Origin of the sequence: Sinorhizobium medicae (assembly GCF_007827695.1) — a bacterium.
Classification (GTDB): Bacteria; Pseudomonadota; Alphaproteobacteria; order Rhizobiales; family Rhizobiaceae; genus Sinorhizobium; species Sinorhizobium medicae.
In genome coordinates, this window is sequence record NZ_VITA01000002.1 from 143391 (window position 1) to 158902 (window position 15512).

General features: G+C 61.9%; 15 protein-coding genes. 10 read left to right on the forward strand and 5 right to left on the reverse strand.

The annotated features are described in order from the left end of the window. Nucleotides 1-24: 24 nt before the first annotated feature. Both FB009_RS03965 and FB009_RS03970 read right to left on the reverse strand, forming a co-directional pair. A complete protein-coding gene (locus tag FB009_RS03965) occupies nucleotides 25-630 on the reverse strand; it encodes an energy-coupling factor transporter transmembrane component T family protein (RefSeq protein ID WP_011974704.1) in 606 nt (201 codons plus the stop codon). Then, nucleotides 624-1304: an energy-coupling factor ABC transporter ATP-binding protein gene (locus FB009_RS03970; protein WP_011974705.1), complete on the reverse strand. Its 681-nt coding sequence runs from the start codon at nucleotides 1302-1304 to the stop codon at nucleotides 624-626. Before FB009_RS03970 ends, FB009_RS03965 begins: the two co-directional genes overlap by 7 nt. 122 nt (nucleotides 1305-1426) lie before the next feature. Here FB009_RS03970 and FB009_RS03975 point away from each other — a divergent pair, with 122 nt between their 5' ends. Both FB009_RS03975 and tldD read left to right on the forward strand, forming a co-directional pair. After that, nucleotides 1427-2626, forward strand: coding sequence for a winged helix-turn-helix domain-containing protein (locus tag FB009_RS03975; protein ID WP_011974706.1), 1200 nt, complete (start codon nucleotides 1427-1429; stop codon nucleotides 2624-2626). A gap of 102 nt (nucleotides 2627-2728) precedes the next feature. Continuing rightward, nucleotides 2729-4144 (forward strand): metalloprotease TldD, encoded by a 1416-nt coding sequence (gene tldD, locus FB009_RS03980; RefSeq protein ID WP_011974707.1) that lies wholly within the window; start codon nucleotides 2729-2731, stop codon nucleotides 4142-4144. 37 nt (nucleotides 4145-4181) lie between these two features. On the opposite strand, the gene FB009_RS03985 is transcribed toward tldD, so the two are convergent. Continuing rightward, nucleotides 4182-5399, reverse strand: coding sequence for a D-alanyl-D-alanine carboxypeptidase family protein (locus FB009_RS03985; RefSeq protein WP_011974708.1), 1218 nt, complete (start codon nucleotides 5397-5399; stop codon nucleotides 4182-4184). A 197-nt stretch (nucleotides 5400-5596) separates the two neighbouring features. Between FB009_RS03985 and FB009_RS03990 the strand changes: the two genes are divergently transcribed. Both FB009_RS03990 and FB009_RS03995 read left to right on the forward strand, forming a co-directional pair. Continuing rightward, entirely contained in the window at nucleotides 5597-6655 is a 1059-nt protein-coding gene (locus FB009_RS03990; protein ID WP_018012198.1) for a polysaccharide deacetylase family protein, read from the forward strand. A 202-nt stretch (nucleotides 6656-6857) separates the two neighbouring features. Next, nucleotides 6858-8144, forward strand: a complete 1287-nt coding sequence (locus FB009_RS03995) for a DUF2254 domain-containing protein (protein ID WP_018208816.1) — start codon at nucleotides 6858-6860, stop codon at nucleotides 8142-8144. A 38-nt stretch (nucleotides 8145-8182) separates the two neighbouring features. Here FB009_RS03995 and pdxH read toward each other — a convergent pair whose 3' ends face one another. Continuing rightward, nucleotides 8183-8803 (reverse strand): pyridoxamine 5'-phosphate oxidase, encoded by a 621-nt coding sequence (gene pdxH, locus FB009_RS04000; protein WP_011974711.1) that lies wholly within the window; start codon nucleotides 8801-8803, stop codon nucleotides 8183-8185. A 140-nt stretch (nucleotides 8804-8943) separates the two neighbouring features. Between pdxH and FB009_RS04005 the strand changes: the two genes are divergently transcribed. The 4 genes from FB009_RS04005 (at nucleotide 8944) to FB009_RS04020 (ending at nucleotide 12478) form a co-directional block, all read left to right on the forward strand. Further along, the gene (locus FB009_RS04005) at nucleotides 8944-9399 is read left to right on the forward strand and encodes an RT0821/Lpp0805 family surface protein (protein ID WP_024311942.1); all 456 of its coding nucleotides are present in this window, start codon (nucleotides 8944-8946) and stop codon (nucleotides 9397-9399) included. A 201-nt stretch (nucleotides 9400-9600) separates the two neighbouring features. After that, nucleotides 9601-10659: a DnaJ C-terminal domain-containing protein gene (locus tag FB009_RS04010; RefSeq protein WP_011974713.1), complete on the forward strand. Its 1059-nt coding sequence runs from the start codon at nucleotides 9601-9603 to the stop codon at nucleotides 10657-10659. Between the two features lie 199 nt (nucleotides 10660-10858). Beyond that, nucleotides 10859-11677 carry an enoyl-ACP reductase FabI gene (gene fabI, locus FB009_RS04015; protein ID WP_011974714.1) on the forward strand — a complete coding sequence of 273 codons (819 nt, stop codon included), beginning with the start codon at nucleotides 10859-10861 and terminating at the stop codon, nucleotides 11675-11677. Nucleotides 11678-11893: 216 nt separating this feature from the next. After that, nucleotides 11894-12478 carry a histidine phosphatase family protein gene (locus FB009_RS04020; RefSeq protein ID WP_011974715.1) on the forward strand — a complete coding sequence of 195 codons (585 nt, stop codon included), beginning with the start codon at nucleotides 11894-11896 and terminating at the stop codon, nucleotides 12476-12478. A 61-nt stretch (nucleotides 12479-12539) separates the two neighbouring features. Here FB009_RS04020 and FB009_RS04025 read toward each other — a convergent pair whose 3' ends face one another. After that, nucleotides 12540-12800 (reverse strand): DUF1344 domain-containing protein, encoded by a 261-nt coding sequence (locus FB009_RS04025; RefSeq protein WP_024311941.1) that lies wholly within the window; start codon nucleotides 12798-12800, stop codon nucleotides 12540-12542. Nucleotides 12801-13223: 423 nt separating this feature from the next. Between FB009_RS04025 and aroC the strand changes: the two genes are divergently transcribed. Both aroC and ribB read left to right on the forward strand, forming a co-directional pair. Next, nucleotides 13224-14321: a chorismate synthase gene (gene aroC, locus FB009_RS04030; RefSeq protein WP_011974717.1), complete on the forward strand. Its 1098-nt coding sequence runs from the start codon at nucleotides 13224-13226 to the stop codon at nucleotides 14319-14321. Nucleotides 14322-14366: 45 nt separating this feature from the next. Then, a complete protein-coding gene (ribB, locus tag FB009_RS04035) occupies nucleotides 14367-15467 on the forward strand; it encodes a 3,4-dihydroxy-2-butanone-4-phosphate synthase (RefSeq protein WP_011974718.1) in 1101 nt (366 codons plus the stop codon). The last annotated feature ends 45 nt before the right edge of the window (nucleotides 15468-15512 follow it).

Sequence of the window (15512 nt, forward strand, 5' to 3'; positions counted from 1 at the left end):
TACCTTTTATTAGGAAGTACGAATTCATTGACGGCGAAATCCCCGCGCGTCAATGGCGGCCGCGATCGTGTCCGCATCTCTGAGCGTCAGGATGATCAGCGGACCGATGATGGTCAATGGCCGCAGCGGAAGCCCACGCGCGCGGTGCGCTTCGGCGAGTGCCTGATATCGGGCGAAGATGTCGGGGACGAAGCGCAACACGAGCCCAAGCGCCAGGCCGACATCTGCCGCCCTTAGCAGGCCTAACCGCTCCAAAGGCCTCAAAAGGACTGTTACCTCGTCCATGAAAGCGCCGATCGTCGTGGTCGCCGTAACCGCGGCGGCAAATAGCACGAGCGCCATCAGCCGCAAGACAAGCGCGGCAACCTGCGGGACGGGAACGAGGAACAGATTGACTGCGGCAAGAAACAGAATGGTGAAGAAGACGAAGCCGACGCGCGACAGCGCTTCGCGCAGCGGCAGCCCCAGAGTGAGATAGAGCCAGCCGCTGAGGAGAAAGGCCGGAAGCAGCAGAAAGGGCGAGTCCGTCGCAAAGAGCGCGACGCTTAAGGCGACGAGTGCCACGAGCTTGACGCGCACCGGTATGCGGTGAAACCAGCTTTCCCCCTCGACATAGAGACTTGTCAGCATCCGGCGACCTCGTGATAGCGACGGATGGTTTCGTCCGGCGCTCCGTCGGCGATGAGCCGGCCCTCGTGGAACAGCAGAACCCGCTCGGCGCCTTCGACGAGGGCCAGGTCGTGTGTGATGACGATCGTGTCTTCGTCGAGCGCTTCGATGGTTTCGGCCACCATCCGGCGATTTCTGAGGTCGAGCTGATTGGTCGGCTCATCAAGGATCAGGATTTTCGGTCCGGTGACGACGACGCTTGCCATTGCGACGAGCTGCGTTTCGCCGCCGGACAGTTCGTGCACCCGCCTGCGAGCGAGATGGCCGACACCGAAGCGTGCAAGGGCTGCCTCGGTCCGCGACGAGATTTCATGCGCCGGCAGCCCGCGGTTCTTGAGCCCGAAGGCGATGTCGTCGGATACGATCGGCATGATCAGCTGGTGTTGAGGATTCTGAAAGATAAAGCCGGCTTCGGTGAGAACCGCCCTGTCGTCCTCGACCGTGTCGAGACCGTTGACCTTCACTTTGCCGGTTGTCGGCTTGACGAGTCCGTTCATCAGCCGTGCGAACGTGGTCTTGCCGGAACCGTTAAGACCGATGATGCCGACCCGGCGCTCGTCGAGGGCAAGGGTCAGGCTGTGAAGCGCGACCCGGTCGCCGAAGCTGACGGAACAATTGGTAAAGCGAATTTCCAATCCTTCGACCCTTCGCGAAATTTGGGTGACCGCTCTATAGGACAAGTCGGTCGGATAGAGCAATGTGGCACATTCTGTCGGTTCCCGTTTGAAACCTGGGAATAAAAGCCTACTCTTTGCTCATGACGATTCGCCTTTCCAATCGCGATGCCCGCCGCATCTTTCTCGCCAAGCAGGGGCTTTCGGCCGCGCCGCATCGCGCGCTCGGCAAGGATGGCCTGCTGCAGTTGATTCACGAGATCGGCTTCGTGCAGGTCGACAGCATAGCGACCGTCGAAAGGGCCCATCATCAGATTCTCTTTTCCCGTAATCAGACCTATCGCCGCGAGCATCTGGCGGAGCTCCTGGAAAAGGACGGCGAGCTCTTCGAGCACTGGACCCACGACGCTTCGATCATCCCGAGCACCTTCTTCGTCTATTGGAAGCATCGTTTCAAATGGGAGAGCGAAACGCTCCGCGAGCGGTGGCGCAAATGGCGCGGAGACGGTTTCGATGCAAGCTGCGACGAAACGTATGAGCGGATCGCCGCCAACGGTGCCGTCATGTCGCGCGATCTGAAGGAAGAGGGTCACCAGTCCGGCGGCTGGTGGAACTGGCATCCGTCGAAGACGGCGCTGGAGGTGCTCTGGCGGCAGGGGAAGCTTGCGATCGCGCGCCGCGAAAACTTCCAGAAGGTGTATGATCTGACGGAACGCGTCATTCCAGTCCGCCATTACGAAGGCGAGGTTGCGCATGAGGAATTTATCGACTGGGCCTGCCGCAGCGCGCTCGAGCGGTTGGGCTTTGCGACCCACGGAGAGATCGCGGCCTTCTGGGACCTCGTATCGCCGGACGAGGCGAAGGGCTGGGTCGCCGCCCATCGCGACGAGTTATGCGACATCGTCATCGAGTCGGCCAATGGCGGCAAGCCGCGCCCGTCCTATGCTTTCGCGCACTTCCCGGATGGTCTTGGCGACATTCCCGAGCCACCCGGCCGCATCCGGGTGCTGAGCCCCTTTGATCCGCTGCTGCGCGACCGGAACCGGGCCGAGCGGCTTTTCGATTTCTTTTATCGCATCGAGGTTTTCGTGCCGGAGCCGAAGCGGGAATATGGCTATTATGTCTTCCCTTTACTCGAAGGCGACCGGCTCATCGGCCGCATCGACATGAAGGCCGATCGCAGGGGTGGAAGCCTCGACGTGCGGCGCCTTTGGCTGGAGCGGGGCGTCAGGGCATCATCGGGCCGAATGGAAAAGCTGATGGCCGAACTCGATCGGGTTGCCCGTTTTGCCGGCGTCGAGAAGGTCAAACTGCTCGAAAGCTGGAACGCTGCCCTTTCCTGACCGATTTCCGGTGGTGTGTTTTTTCTTGGCTTGTCGGCCGGCTCTCCCTAAATGGAGCCAATACGTTTCACGACCCAATCCTTCACGGCAGGGAGCAGAACCATGGATACCAATCTGATCAGCCTCTTCGATGCGGACGAGGCGACGGTCCGCAAGGTTCTCTCCGACACGCTTGCCGGCGCCGATGACGGCGAACTCTTCCTCGAACATGCGCAGGCGGAGGTGCTCTCCTTCGACAATGGCCGCCTGAAGGGCGGCAGTTTCAACACCGACCAGGGCTTCGGCCTGCGCGCCGTCGCCGGCGAGGCTGTCGGCTACGCGCATGCCGGCGAGTTGTCGCTCGCTGCCTTGAAGAGGGCTGCGGACGCGGTGGAGCAGGTGACGCGTGGCTATTCCGGCTCCTATTCGGCAGCGCCGCAGCGCACCAACAAGAAGCTTTACGGAGACGGAAATCCGATCGGCGAGCCAAGTTTCGAGACCAAGGTGAAGCTGCTCCAGGAGATCGATGCCTATCTGCGCGCCAAGGAGGCCAAGGTCAGGCAGGTAACCGCGACGGTCGCTGCGAGCTGGCAGGTCGTGGATATTCTGAGAGCCGATGGACACCGCGTCCACGACGTGCGGCCGATGACGCGGATCAACATCTCCGTCGTGGTCGGCGAGGGCGACCGGCAGGAAAGCGGATCCTTCGGCATCGGCGGGCGGCGCGGCTTCGGTGAGTTCATCACCGAGGACAGCTGGAAAAGCGGAGCCGACGAGGCACTGCGGCAGGCGCTTGTCAATCTGGAGGCGATCGACGCGCCGGCGGGCACCATGGACATCGTACTTGCCTCCGGCTGGCCCGGCGTCATGCTTCATGAAGCGGTCGGACATGGGCTGGAGGGCGATTTCAACCGCAAGAAAACCTCGGCCTTTGCGGGGCTCCTGGGAGAACAGGTTGCTGCCAAAGGCGTTACCGTCGTCGACGACGGTACAATCGAAGCGCGCCGCGGCTCCATCTCGATCGACGACGAGGGCACACCCTCCGGCTACAACGTCCTGATCGAGGACGGCAAGCTCGTCGGCTATATGCAGGACCGGCAGAATGCCCGCCTCATGGGCATGGAGCCGACCGGCAACGGCCGCCGCCAGGGCTACGCCCATGTGCCGATGCCGCGCATGACCAACACCTATATGCTTGCCGGGGACCGCACGCCCGATGAAATCATCTCATCGGTGAAGAAGGGCATCTATGCCGTCTCATTTGGCGGCGGGCAGGTCGACATCACCTCCGGCAAATTCGTCTTCGGCTGCACCGAGGCCTACCTGATCGAGAACGGCAAGGTCGGAGCGCCGGTCAAGGGTGCGATGCTGATCGGCAACGGACCGGATGCGATGAAGCGCGTGACGATGGTCGGGAACGACACGAAGCTCGACACCGGCATCGGCAATTGCGGAAAGGCCGGCCAGTGGGTCCCGGTTGGCGTCGGCCAGCCGCACCTGCGGATGGATCAGATCACCGTCGGCGGCACGCAGGCGTGATAAGGCTTACCTCTGTGCTTCGCCACAGAGTGAGGCGTTAGCCCTCGTCGGGAAGCAGGACGCAGTCATAGGACCGCTTCTTCAGGACGTCGCAGGCGATAGCCGCGGCTTCGCGACTGACAAAGCCTACGAACCCTACGCGATAGGCTTTGCCGGCGGCCTCGGAGTGCGGCGTGCCGCCGAGCAGGGCGGCGCCACCGGCCGATTGCGCTTCGACGAGCATCTTGCGCGCACCTTCGGCCGTTGGTGCGGTGGAAAGCTGAATACGCCAGCCGTTGGAGAAGCTCGGAGCCGAAGCCGCTGCCACCGCGGCGGGCACGGTGGTCGGCGCTGCCGCAGCGGGCGCGGCCAGAGCTTCGACGGCGGGCTTGGTGCCCGCATAGGACAGGGAAACGCCAGGCAGGCTCGCCACGTCCGCAAGGCGAGGCGCGTTTGCCGACTCGATCATTGGGCGGCCGGGCGATGAGACCCTGCCCAGGTGCTGGTCGAGGAGCGCCGCCATCTTTTCATCACGGCTTCGTGCGCTTCGCCCGCCGAGCACGACGCCGATAAGGCGGCGATTGCCTTCGGCCACGGCGCTTACGAGATTGTAACCGGAGGCGCGCGTGTAGCCGGTCTTGATTCCGTCCATTCCCTGATAACGATACATCAGATTGTTGTGCCCGCGGATCACGCGGCCGCGGAAGGCGAAGCTCTGGACCGAGAACAGACGATACTCGCGTGGGTAATGCCGCATGAGCGCAACGGCGAGCCGCGCCATGTCCCGCGCCGTGGTCACCTGCTCGCTTGCAGGCAGGCCCGAAGCGTTGACGAAGAACGTGCGGTTCATGCCGAGCTGGCGCGCCTTCGCGTTCATCATTCTCGCAAAGCCTTCCTCCGTGCCGCCAAGCCGTTCGGCCATCGCCGCCGCCGCGTCGTTGGCCGAGCGGACGATCATGCCGTAGACGGCCTCCTGGACGGTGATCGTCTCACCTGGCCTGACGCCGAGCTTCGTCGGCGGCTTGCGTGCAGCGGTCGCCGACATGGGCACCGGCGTCTTCCAGGCGAGCTGGCCGCGATGCAGCGCCTCGAAGGTCATATAGAGCGTCATCATCTTGGTGAGGGACGCGGGATGGTTGAGCGTGTCGGGGTTTTCGGCGGAGAGGACGCGGCCCGTCCGGGCATCGACGACGAGAGAGGCGCTGCCGGCTACAGCCTGAGCGGTACCGAAGAAGAGCACGGCGATTGTCGCCAGAGCCAATCGGAATCTCGTCATCGAACTCCCCCTTTATAGAGATGTGCGGCCGAAATTGATGCGGCTCGCTGTTGTGACAGGCTCAACGCTTTGTTGCAACCGTGACGCTGAAATCCGACCCGCTCTTACGCCGCTCAAAGCCGATTTAGCAAGGCTTAACCCGACAAAGGTTACCGTCTGGCCCCGGCAAGGCCGATGCAGAGATTTGAGAAGATAAGATGAAAGACGGCTTCGCGGGCCTCGTCCGCACCCATGTCAAACGCACTGCGATCACCGGTGGTCTTGAGGCTGCGCATCTGCTTGCGCGTGCGCGTCTGATGGGGGCGGCCCGTGGTCGCGGGGCAGTCTTTACACTGCACCACGTCCGCCCGAAGGTTCCGCGGAGCTTCGATCCCAATGCCCATCTGGAAATCACACCGGAATTCCTCGAGGATGCGATCCTGACATTGAAGCGGGACGGCTATCGCTTCATCCCTTTGGACGAGCTGCCTTCCAGCCTGACTTTCGCCGGCACCCGACCCCTTGCCTGTTTCACCCTCGACGACGGTTACCGCAATAATCTCGACCACGCGCTGCCCGTCTTCGAGCGGCACGGCGTGCCTTTCACCGTCTTCGTCACGGCCGGCTACGCCGAGCGCACCCACACGCTCTGGTGGGAGACACTCGCCGAGCTCCTGTCCGTCAGCCGAAGGTTCCACTTCGATTTCGGCACGGGCGAGGAAATAGTGGCGAGCGGGAGCCTTCCACAGAAGCAAGCCGCCTTCGACCGGCTCGCCACCTATATCCATGAAAGTGGCGAGGCGGACGCCATCGCTGCACTGAATCGGGCCGCTTGCGAACACGGCATCGATCCTCTTGCCATCACCGAGCGATTGACGCTGGACGAGGCGGGACTTCGCAGGCTGATCAGGTGCCCGCTTGCAAGCCTCGGCGGGCACACGATCAGCCATCGCGCAATCGCGCGGCTAGGCGACGGCGAAGCCCGCCGCGAAATCGCCGGTTCCGCCGGGTGCGTAGAGGCGATCACGGGTCGCCGCCCGTCCACCTTCGCGTATCCCTATGGTGACCGGCTTTCGGTGTCGCCACGCGATCACCGGCTGGTGGCGGAGCTTGGTATTTCCGTCGCGGTGACGACGCAGCCGGCCATGCTTGCCGAGACCACGAATCTCCATGCGCTGCCGCGGATTTCGCTCAATGGCCATTTCCAGAACGCGCGCTATGTCACCGCGCTCGGATCCGGTATTCCGTTCCGGCTCTTCGCCCGGGGCGCAGGCTGAGCGAGCCATGCATTGCCGCTCTTGGAACAGCGCCCGTTCCCGGCACAACATCTCAGCGATTGCAAACAAGGCGGTACTACTTTAGCGGTAGCGCCGGACCGGGGCGGCGGGGCAGACGCGAGGTTCAGCCTGGCAGCGCCGCAGGAGGTCATGCAATGAGAGTGGAGGTTGGGCGATGAGCTTGTCGCGGCTAGTGTGGACCATGACTCGCATCCTTCGCCGGCTTTGGGTCCGGGCATCGCTCTATTGCCTCGTCGCCATCGCAACCGCTTTGGCCGCCATCTGGATCGGCCCCATCCTGCCGGCAGCGTTTCCGAGCAAGGTCGGTGCCAAGGCAGTCGACGCGATCCTCTCGATTATAGCATCGAGCATGCTGGCGGTAACGACCTTTTCACTCAGCACACTGGTAGCGGCCACGTCGGCAGCGGCAAGCAGCGCAACGCCGCGTGCCACGAGCCTGCTTCTCGAAGACGCGACATCGCAACGGGCGCTCTCCACATTTCTCGGTGCCTTCCTCTTCTCGCTGGTCGGCCTCATCGCGCTCAACACCGAACTCTACGACGACGGCGGCCGTTTCGTGCTGTTCGTCGCTACTCTTGGCCTGGTCGCCATCATCGTCGTAACATTGCTGCGGTGGATAGACCATCTCGCCGGGCTCGGGCATATGGGAGAGACGATCGGCCGTGTGGAGAAAGCGGCCACCGAGGCCTATAGAGCTCACACGCACGCCCCTTTCCTCGGCGGAACGCCCGCGGAAACGGTCCCCGAGGGCGCTATAGCCATTCGCCACAAACGCATCGGCTATGTGCAGCATCTCGACATGGGCGCTCTTTCGACGGTCGCAGATGAAGCGGATGGCGACATCTACGTGACCCGGCGCCCGGGCCATTACTGCGATCCGGCAAGGCCCATCGCCTGGATCGCCCTCCGCGACAGATGCGCCAAGTTCGAAATCGACCAGTCTCGCCGTATCAGCGAAGCTTTTACGCTCGGCAATCGCCGTTCGTACGATCAGGACCCGCGCTTCGGTCTTATCGCTCTTTCGGAGATCGCGTCCAAAGCGCTTTCTCCCGGTATCAACGATTCCGGAACCGCCATCGACGTACTGGCGACCCTGGTGCGTGTCTTGTCGCCCCCGCAGGGCGAAGATCCAAGCCCTGTCGCAAAGCCGGAATATGCGCGGGTTCACGTGGCGGCCCTTGAGGAGGACGACATCATCGAAGCCGCCTTCATGCCTATCTCTCGCGACGGCGCGGCAATCCTCGAGGTGGCAATCCGGCTTCAGAAGGCGCTGGCGGCAATCTGGGCCGGATGCGAGCCGCCGCTTGCCGGAGCAGCAAGACGATTTGCCGCCGTGGCCCTGCAGCGGAGCCTTGAGTCGCTGACCTTCGAGCCGGACAGGGAACGGCTTCGACGCGAGGCGCGCGCGTCGTTCAGAAAACCGAAACCAATGCTCGGAGAGCAGAATGCCTCAACGCCTGACGCGTAGCTTCTAAAAGAGGCGCATCTGGACGCATGGTGCGTCGATCAGGGATACATCCGCACTTTCGTCCAGTCGCCGTCCGGGGCTTTGCGGCGAAATTCGAGGCGGTCGTGAAGGCGGAAGGGGCGGTCGTGCCAGAATTCGATCGAGAGTGGACGAATTCGGAAGCCGGACCAGTAATCCGGCCGTGGGATTTCCCCGATCGCATGCCGCGCCGTATACTCGGCGACGGCCTTCTCCAGCGCAAAGCGGCTCTCGAGCGGCCGCGACTGCTTCGAAGCCCAGGCGCCGATGCGGCTGCCGCGCGGGCGGCTCACGAAATATTCGTCGGCTTCTACGTCGGGGACAACTTCAACGGGTCCGCGCAAACGCACCTGCCGGCGCAGCGATTTCCAGTGGAAACACATGGCCGCCTTGCGGGTCGCGAGGATTTCCTGCCCTTTCTGACTTTCGAAATTCGTGTAGAAGACGAAGCCGCGTTCGTCGAATCCCTTGAGCAGGACCATGCGTGCATTGGGCATGCCATCGGGATCGACGGTCGCAAGAGCGACGGCGTTAGGATCATTCACCTCGCTCTTTTCGGCTTCCTTAAGCCATGTACCAAAAAGGGAAAAGGGCTCGCTTGCTTCCGTGAAGTCACCGGTTGTTAACTCATTCGCGGTCATATTCTTTTCCAATGCCGTGTGTCTGGCGCGGGAACGCTCCGGGATGAGCCCGATTCGTGTTTCCGCACCGTAAAGTATCAGAGCCTGCCTGCGAACTTCCTCGCGATATGGTGCGCTCTGGCGAGTCTGACAGGATTGACGTGCAAGACATAGCAAAGCGGAACGATGGCAAGAAGGGTCTTTCCTTCGCATTGCTGCGCGGAGCGGCAATTTGCCTGCCAATTCTCTCCCTTGCCGGATGCATGGGCGCCGGCCTGGACGTCTTCGGAGGCTCGGGCGTCGATCGCACGGTTTCCACCGGGACTGTGCCGGTGGCCAAAACATCGGACGGCCTCTCCGATGCCATTGCCGTGCGTGACCTCGTCACCGCCGCCGACATCAGCCAAGGCAGCGACAGCAGCATTCCCTGGGCCAACGCAAATTCCGGCAGCGCCGGTGTCATCAGCAGCATCCAGGAAGACAATGCGTCGGGCATGCGTTGCCGCCGCTTCACGACGACCCGGCATTCTTTCGAAGGCATCGCAAAATTCGATGGCAATACCTGCCAGCTCGGCAACGGAGAATGGTACCTGACGAGCTTCGGCCCACGAAGCTGAAATCGCAGGTTAACCATGTTGCCGCAAAGCAGCCCGCGAAACGCGCCGGACGATTTTTCGAGAAGGTCGTCCGCCTGCCACTAACCGATAGTTAGCAAGTTCGCCCGATCATCGTTCGTGAACGGAGAAAGTCCGATCCGGGCTCTCTTCGATTGGTGAGGTGTCAGGCGGGCATCCGGAGAAGGCCCGCCTAAAAAGAAAATGATAGCAGCCATGCGCGATCCCTATGCAATTCTTGGTGTGCGTCGCAATGCCGGGCAAGAGGAAATCAAGGCGGCCTGGCGCTCCGTCGCCAGAGCGGTTCATCCCGACCACAATCAGGATGATCCCTCCGCTACCGAGCGCTTCGCCGAAGCGGGCAGAGCCTATGAGCTATTGCGCGATCCGGTACGCAGAAGCCGTTACGACTGGGTGCGGCGCGAAGCGGAGCTTCGTCGCATGGAGGCGATGAAGCAGAAAATGCGCGGACAGGAGCCGGACGATGAGCCGGTCGGCGCAGAAACGGCCGAGGAGGCGATCTCACGCATCTTCGGCGTCGATCCGCAGGCCGCGGCTGCGAGACCGAGCGCCGCTGCCCGACCCGTGGAAAAGAACGCGCCTTCAGTGGGTCCGTTCAAGGCCGAGCCTGCTGCAGAAATGAAACAAGAGCAGCCGAAAGCCGATGCGATGGTGCGGCGTTCCATCGCGCCGGCGGCAGAGCTTGTCGCGGCGATCGTCCAGCGCATTCGTGGCCGCATTACGAAAACGGCCGATAAGGTGCCGGATCTCGCCATCGACATCCATGTGAGCATTGAAGATGTGATCGAGCGCGCGCGGGTGCCGGTGGAGCTTCCCGACGGAGAGCTGATAAAGGTGTCGATTCCGGTCGGAGCGATGGACGGCCAGACGATCCGCCTCAAGGAGCAAGGCTATCGCGTTGCCGGGATGGCGCGCGGCGATGTGGTGGCAACCCTTCGCATAGGCCAGGACGGGCCGTTCCGAACGCGGGGTCTCGACATCGTCACGGCATTGCCGCTCGATCTCCAGAACGCGGTCCTTGGCTGCGAAACGACGATCGAGGCGCCCAATGGACCGGTCACGGTGGCCATACCGGCGTGGTCAGGCTCCGACAAGTCCATCCGTATTGCCGGGAAAGGTTTGCCCGATGCAAGCGGGCAAAGCGGCGACCTCGTTGTCGAATTACGGCTGGTGCTTCATGAAAAGCCGGACGACAAAGTGATGGATCTCATGCGATCCCAGCGCAACGGCCTCTATTTGTGAAGCTTTTCTGACGAACTGAACCAATATTACGGGGACTAACAGTTCCTGATCTGCCTGCTGCTTGAACCGCTGTGACGCCTATGCCATAGGCAATGCTCGACAATTGCCGCACGCACCTGCGCAGGCGCGGCATCATGACATTCGGTGAACATTGCCACCGGCGATAGCCGGTGGAGGCAGACAGTATTGGGGACATTCCATGGCTCAGGCATCGGGTCTGATGAATGGCAAGCGTGGCGTCATTATGGGCGTCGCAAACAATCGCTCGATCGCGTGGGGCATCGCCAAGGCCTTGTCCGAGGCCGGGGCCGAGATCGCATTGACGTGGCAGGGGGACGCTCTGAAAAAGCGCGTCGAGCCGCTTGCACAGGAGCTTGGTGCCTTCATGGCCGGCCATTGCGACGTGACCGACCTCACCACGATCGATGCCGTATTCTCGGCCCTCGAAGAGAAATGGGGCAAGATCGACTTCGTCGTGCATGCGATTGCTTTCTCGGACAAGGACGAGTTGACGGGACGCTACCTGGATACGAGCCGCGATAACTTCGCGCGAACGATGGATATCTCCGTTTACTCCTTCACGGCGGTCGCGGCGCGGGCGGATCGCATCATGAATGATGGCGGTTCGATCCTGACGCTGACCTATTACGGTGCCGAGAAGGTGATGCCGCACTATAATGTCATGGGTGTCGCCAAGGCCGCCCTGGAGGCAAGCGTTCGTTATCTGGCGGTCGATCTCGGCAATCGCGGTATCCGTGTCAACGCGATCTCCGCCGGCCCCATCAAGACGCTTGCGGCCTCCGGCATCGGTGATTTCCGCTATATCCTGAAGTGGAACGAATACAACGCACCGCTGAAGCGGACGGTCTCGATCGAGGAGGTCGGCAATTCCGCACTCTACCTGCTTTCCGATCTGTCGAGCGGTGTGACCGGCGAAGTCCATCATGTCGATTCGGGCTATCACACCGTTGGAATGAAGGCCGTCGACGCGCCGGACATCAGCGTACTCAAGGACTGACAGCGTCGATCAAAAGCTACGAACTGCCGCATGGTCCTCGGATCCGCTCCGGTGTAAGGAAGTTGCGGCAGTTATGATTCTAGAGCGGGATGAGGAAAGTACGCGGTTTCCGCCCGCATCCCGCGTCTCAACTCTTTGGAATCGATCACGTTCATGATTTTAGGTCGGTCCAACCTGAAATCTTCGTGATCTAGCGGCTGGCCCGGAGTGACCGTAGTGCTCATATACATGGTTCGCCATGGACAAACGGACTGGAACGCGGAGAGCCGCCTTCAGGGTCAGAAAGACATCCCCCTCAACAAGACGGGGCGGCGGCAGGCGACCGGGAACGGCGTCGCTTTGAGCAAAATCCTCGGGAACGGCGCCGCCGACTTCGATTTCGTCAGCAGCCCGCTTGGACGTACGCGCGAAACAATGGAGCGCCTCCGGCAGGCGATGGGCCTCGATCCCTCGACCTACCGCACCGACGAGCGGCTGAAGGAAGTCTCCTTCGGCGACTGGGAAGGCTATACGCTTCCCGAACTGAAACAGCTCGTTCCCGGGCGCATCGCGGAAAGGCGCATTGCGAAATGGGATTTCATCCCACCCGGTACCGATGCGGAAAGCTACGAGATCCTGTCCTGGCGTGTCGGCGCCTGGCTCAAAAGCGTGACGCGACCCACCGTCTGCGTCAGCCATGGCGGCGTTATCAGGGCACTGTTCAAGCTGCTTGGGGAGATGAATGCCGATGAAGCGGCAGCTGCGGCGATACCGCAGGACCGCCTGCTGAAAATCGCCGGCGGGTCTATCGGGTGGCTTTAATGCGCGGCCACAACACGGCGCCGGATTTTCGCAGGCTTTCAGCTTATTCCAGCTACTTCGTTTACTGAAGGACCTCCAGGTCGTTGATGACGCGTTTGCCGTCAACCTCAGTGTAGAAAACAAGCACCTTTACGCCGGCCTCCAGCCCCTCGAAGTTGAATTCCTCCGGTGCCTGATAGCTTTTGCCGTCGTCGAGAGAAAGGCTCAACCGGTCGGTGTCGACGTTGGTGATCACGGCTTCCACATCGGCACTCTCGGCAAGCGCGGAGAGTGGCGAAAACAGGCTTGCGGTGGCCATGAGCGTGGCAATGACAAATCGCATCCTTCTTGCCCTCTTCAATAGTTTAGCGAATTTTGTTGTCATCACGCTTTGATCTCCGATTGTGGCAAAAGTAGCCTTGCATTGTGGATTTTCGGACGCAGTTGCCGACAACGTGACCGACAAGCTCACAGTGATGGCCGGTATGGCGGATTGCAACCCGTCCCGCGCCTTGAAACCGAAGGCACCGTTTGACTGCAGCCGCTATCCTCAGCTTTTTCCGAGACAACCGCTTCCTGGTGCCGCAGCCGCCGTGCAGGGGCGCTGCAGAAGGTCTTTCCCGCGTGCGCGCTTTCCACTAAGAGATGGGCACCGCGCGTCCTGCGCGTTGCCACGGAGCGGACCAGCTGCGGCTCCGGGAATTGGAATTGACGCGAAGGTTCGGGCCGGTCCGCCATCTTCGCGATCCGGAGTTCGGTAGCCGCCATGTCGCACAATACATTCGGTCATCTTTTCCGCGTAACGACCTGGGGGGAAAGCCACGGTCCTGCACTTGGCTGTGTCGTTGACGGGTGCCCGCCCGGACTTCGCTTCACGCTCGCGGACATTCAAACCTGGCTTGACAAGCGCAAGCCGGGGCAGTCCCGCTTCGTCACTCAGCGTCGCGAGGACGATCTTGTAAAGGTCCTTTCCGGGGTGATGCTCGACGACGACGGTGAGACGATGATTTCCACCGGGACGCCGATTTCGATGTTGATCGAAAACACCGACCAACGGTCCAAGGATTACTCGGAGATCGCCAAGCGCTATCGCCCGGGCCATGCGGATTATACATATGACGTGAAATACGGCATCCGCGACTATCGCGGCGGCGGCCGCTCCTCGGCCCGTGAGACGGCTGCACGCGTGGCTGCCGGTGCGATCGCACGCCAGGTCGTCCCCGGTCTCGTCGTGCGCGGCGCGCTCGTCCAGATCGGCAAGCACAGAATCGACCGCGCCAACTGGGACTGGGCGGAAGTCGGCAAAAACCCGTTCTTTTCTCCCGACCCGGCCGTCGTTCCTGTCTGGGAGGAATATCTCGACGGCATCCGCAAAGCCGGCTCGTCGATCGGCGCAATCGTCGAGGTGATTGCCGAAGGCGTTCCGGCCGGTATAGGCGCACCGATCTACGGCAAGCTCGATCAGGACATCGCCGCCAACCTGATGTCGATCAATGCCGTAAAGGGCGTGGAGATCGGTAATGGCTTCGCGGCCGCCGAGATCAGCGGCGAAGACAATGCCGACGAGATGCGTGTCGGGGCAGGGGGCGACGCGGTTTTCCTTTCCAACAATGCCGGCGGCATTCTGGGCGGCATCTCGACCGGGCAGCCGGTGGTTGCGCGCTTCGCCATCAAGCCGACCTCTTCCATTCTGAGCGAGCGCCGTTCGATCGATAGCGACGGCAAGGAGGTCGACGTGCGCACCAAGGGTCGCCACGACCCCTGCGTCGGCATCCGGGCCGTACCGATCGGGGAGGCGATGCTTGCCTGCGCAATCGCCGACCATTACCTGCGTGATCGCGGCCAGACAGGCCGGCTGAAGTAACAAGGCAGTGCAATTGCGGTGAAACAACACGTCGCGGAGATAAAAATGTCCTACGACCAAAAGCGCGTCGTCGAAGCCATTCGCGCATTTGAAGCGGGAGAGATCGTCGTCGTCACCGACGACGGAGGTCGCGAGAACGAGGGCGACCTGATCGTCGCGGCGGTACACTGCACGCCTGAGAAGATGGCGTTTATCGTGCGCCATACGTCCGGCATCGTCTGCACGCCGATGCCGCGCGAGGAGGCGAAGCGCCTGAATCTGAATGCGATGGTTGCCGAGAACGACTCCGCTCACACCACGGCCTTCACCGTGTCGGTTGATTTCAAGCACGGGACCACGACCGGCATTTCCGCGGACGATCGTACGCTGACGGCCAGAAACCTTGCAAATCCGAATGTCGGGCCGACGGATTTCGTCCGGCCGGGCCATATATTCCCTCTGGTCGCCCGCGAGGGTGGAGTGCTGATGCGCTCCGGTCATACCGAGGCCGCGGTCGATCTCTGCCGGCTTGCAAGCCTGCCGCCTATCGGGGTCATCTGCGAGCTCGTCAACGATGACGGCACGGTCATGCGCGGTCCACAGGTCGAAACCTTCGCCGAAGCACACGGCCTCAAGCAGGTCTCCGTGGCCGATCTCATCGCCTACCGTCAGCGCAAGGAGACCTTGATCGAGAAGGGGCATTCCTTCGAGATGAATACGCCCTGCGGCAAGGCCGTGGGCCACACCTATTCGCTTCCATGGGATCCGATGCAGCACCTGGCGGTGGTCTTCGGCGACGTCAGGGACGGTGTCGACATTCCGGTTCGCCTCCATCTCGAAAATGTCGGAGCAGACGTCTTCGGAAACGGCCGCCAGATCGACGAGATCATGAAACGCATCGCGGCAGAGGGCAGGGGCGTCATCGTCTACCTGCGCGAGGGTTCGGTAGGCGTCGGCGTTTCACAGACCGCGCGTAAGGGCAAACACGAACGGGAAGCGCATTCGGAGGCGCAGACGCGCGAAAGCGAGTGGCTGGAGATCGGCCTCGGAGCGCAGATCCTGAAAGATCTGGGCATTACCTCCATTCGCCTTCTTTCGACGCGCGAACGGCACTATGTCGGCCTGGAGGGTTTCGGCATCAAGATCGCCGCCACCGAGATTTTGTGATCAGCCCCTCATGAAAAAAGCCGCGTCAAAGGCGCGGCTTGGTCG

Coding starts and splice junctions, on each gene's coding strand:
- FB009_RS04010 (WP_011974713.1), top strand. CDS start 9,601: ATGATAGCAGCCATGCGCGATCCCTATGCAATTCTTGGTGTGCGTCGC.
- FB009_RS03985 (WP_011974708.1), bottom strand. CDS start 5,399: ATGACGAGATTCCGATTGGCTCTGGCGACAATCGCCGTGCTCTTCTTC.
- fabI (WP_011974714.1), top strand. CDS start 10,859: ATGGCTCAGGCATCGGGTCTGATGAATGGCAAGCGTGGCGTCATTATG.
- ribB (WP_011974718.1), top strand. CDS start 14,367: ATGTCCTACGACCAAAAGCGCGTCGTCGAAGCCATTCGCGCATTTGAA.
- FB009_RS04025 (WP_024311941.1), bottom strand. CDS start 12,800: ATGCGATTTGTCATTGCCACGCTCATGGCCACCGCAAGCCTGTTTTCG.
- pdxH (WP_011974711.1), bottom strand. CDS start 8,803: ATGACCGCGAATGAGTTAACAACCGGTGACTTCACGGAAGCAAGCGAG.
- FB009_RS03965 (WP_011974704.1), bottom strand. CDS start 630: ATGCTGACAAGTCTCTATGTCGAGGGGGAAAGCTGGTTTCACCGCATA.
- FB009_RS03995 (WP_018208816.1), top strand. CDS start 6,858: ATGACTCGCATCCTTCGCCGGCTTTGGGTCCGGGCATCGCTCTATTGC.
- FB009_RS03990 (WP_018012198.1), top strand. CDS start 5,597: ATGAAAGACGGCTTCGCGGGCCTCGTCCGCACCCATGTCAAACGCACT.
- tldD (WP_011974707.1), top strand. CDS start 2,729: ATGGATACCAATCTGATCAGCCTCTTCGATGCGGACGAGGCGACGGTC.
- FB009_RS03975 (WP_011974706.1), top strand. CDS start 1,427: ATGACGATTCGCCTTTCCAATCGCGATGCCCGCCGCATCTTTCTCGCC.
- aroC (WP_011974717.1), top strand. CDS start 13,224: ATGTCGCACAATACATTCGGTCATCTTTTCCGCGTAACGACCTGGGGG.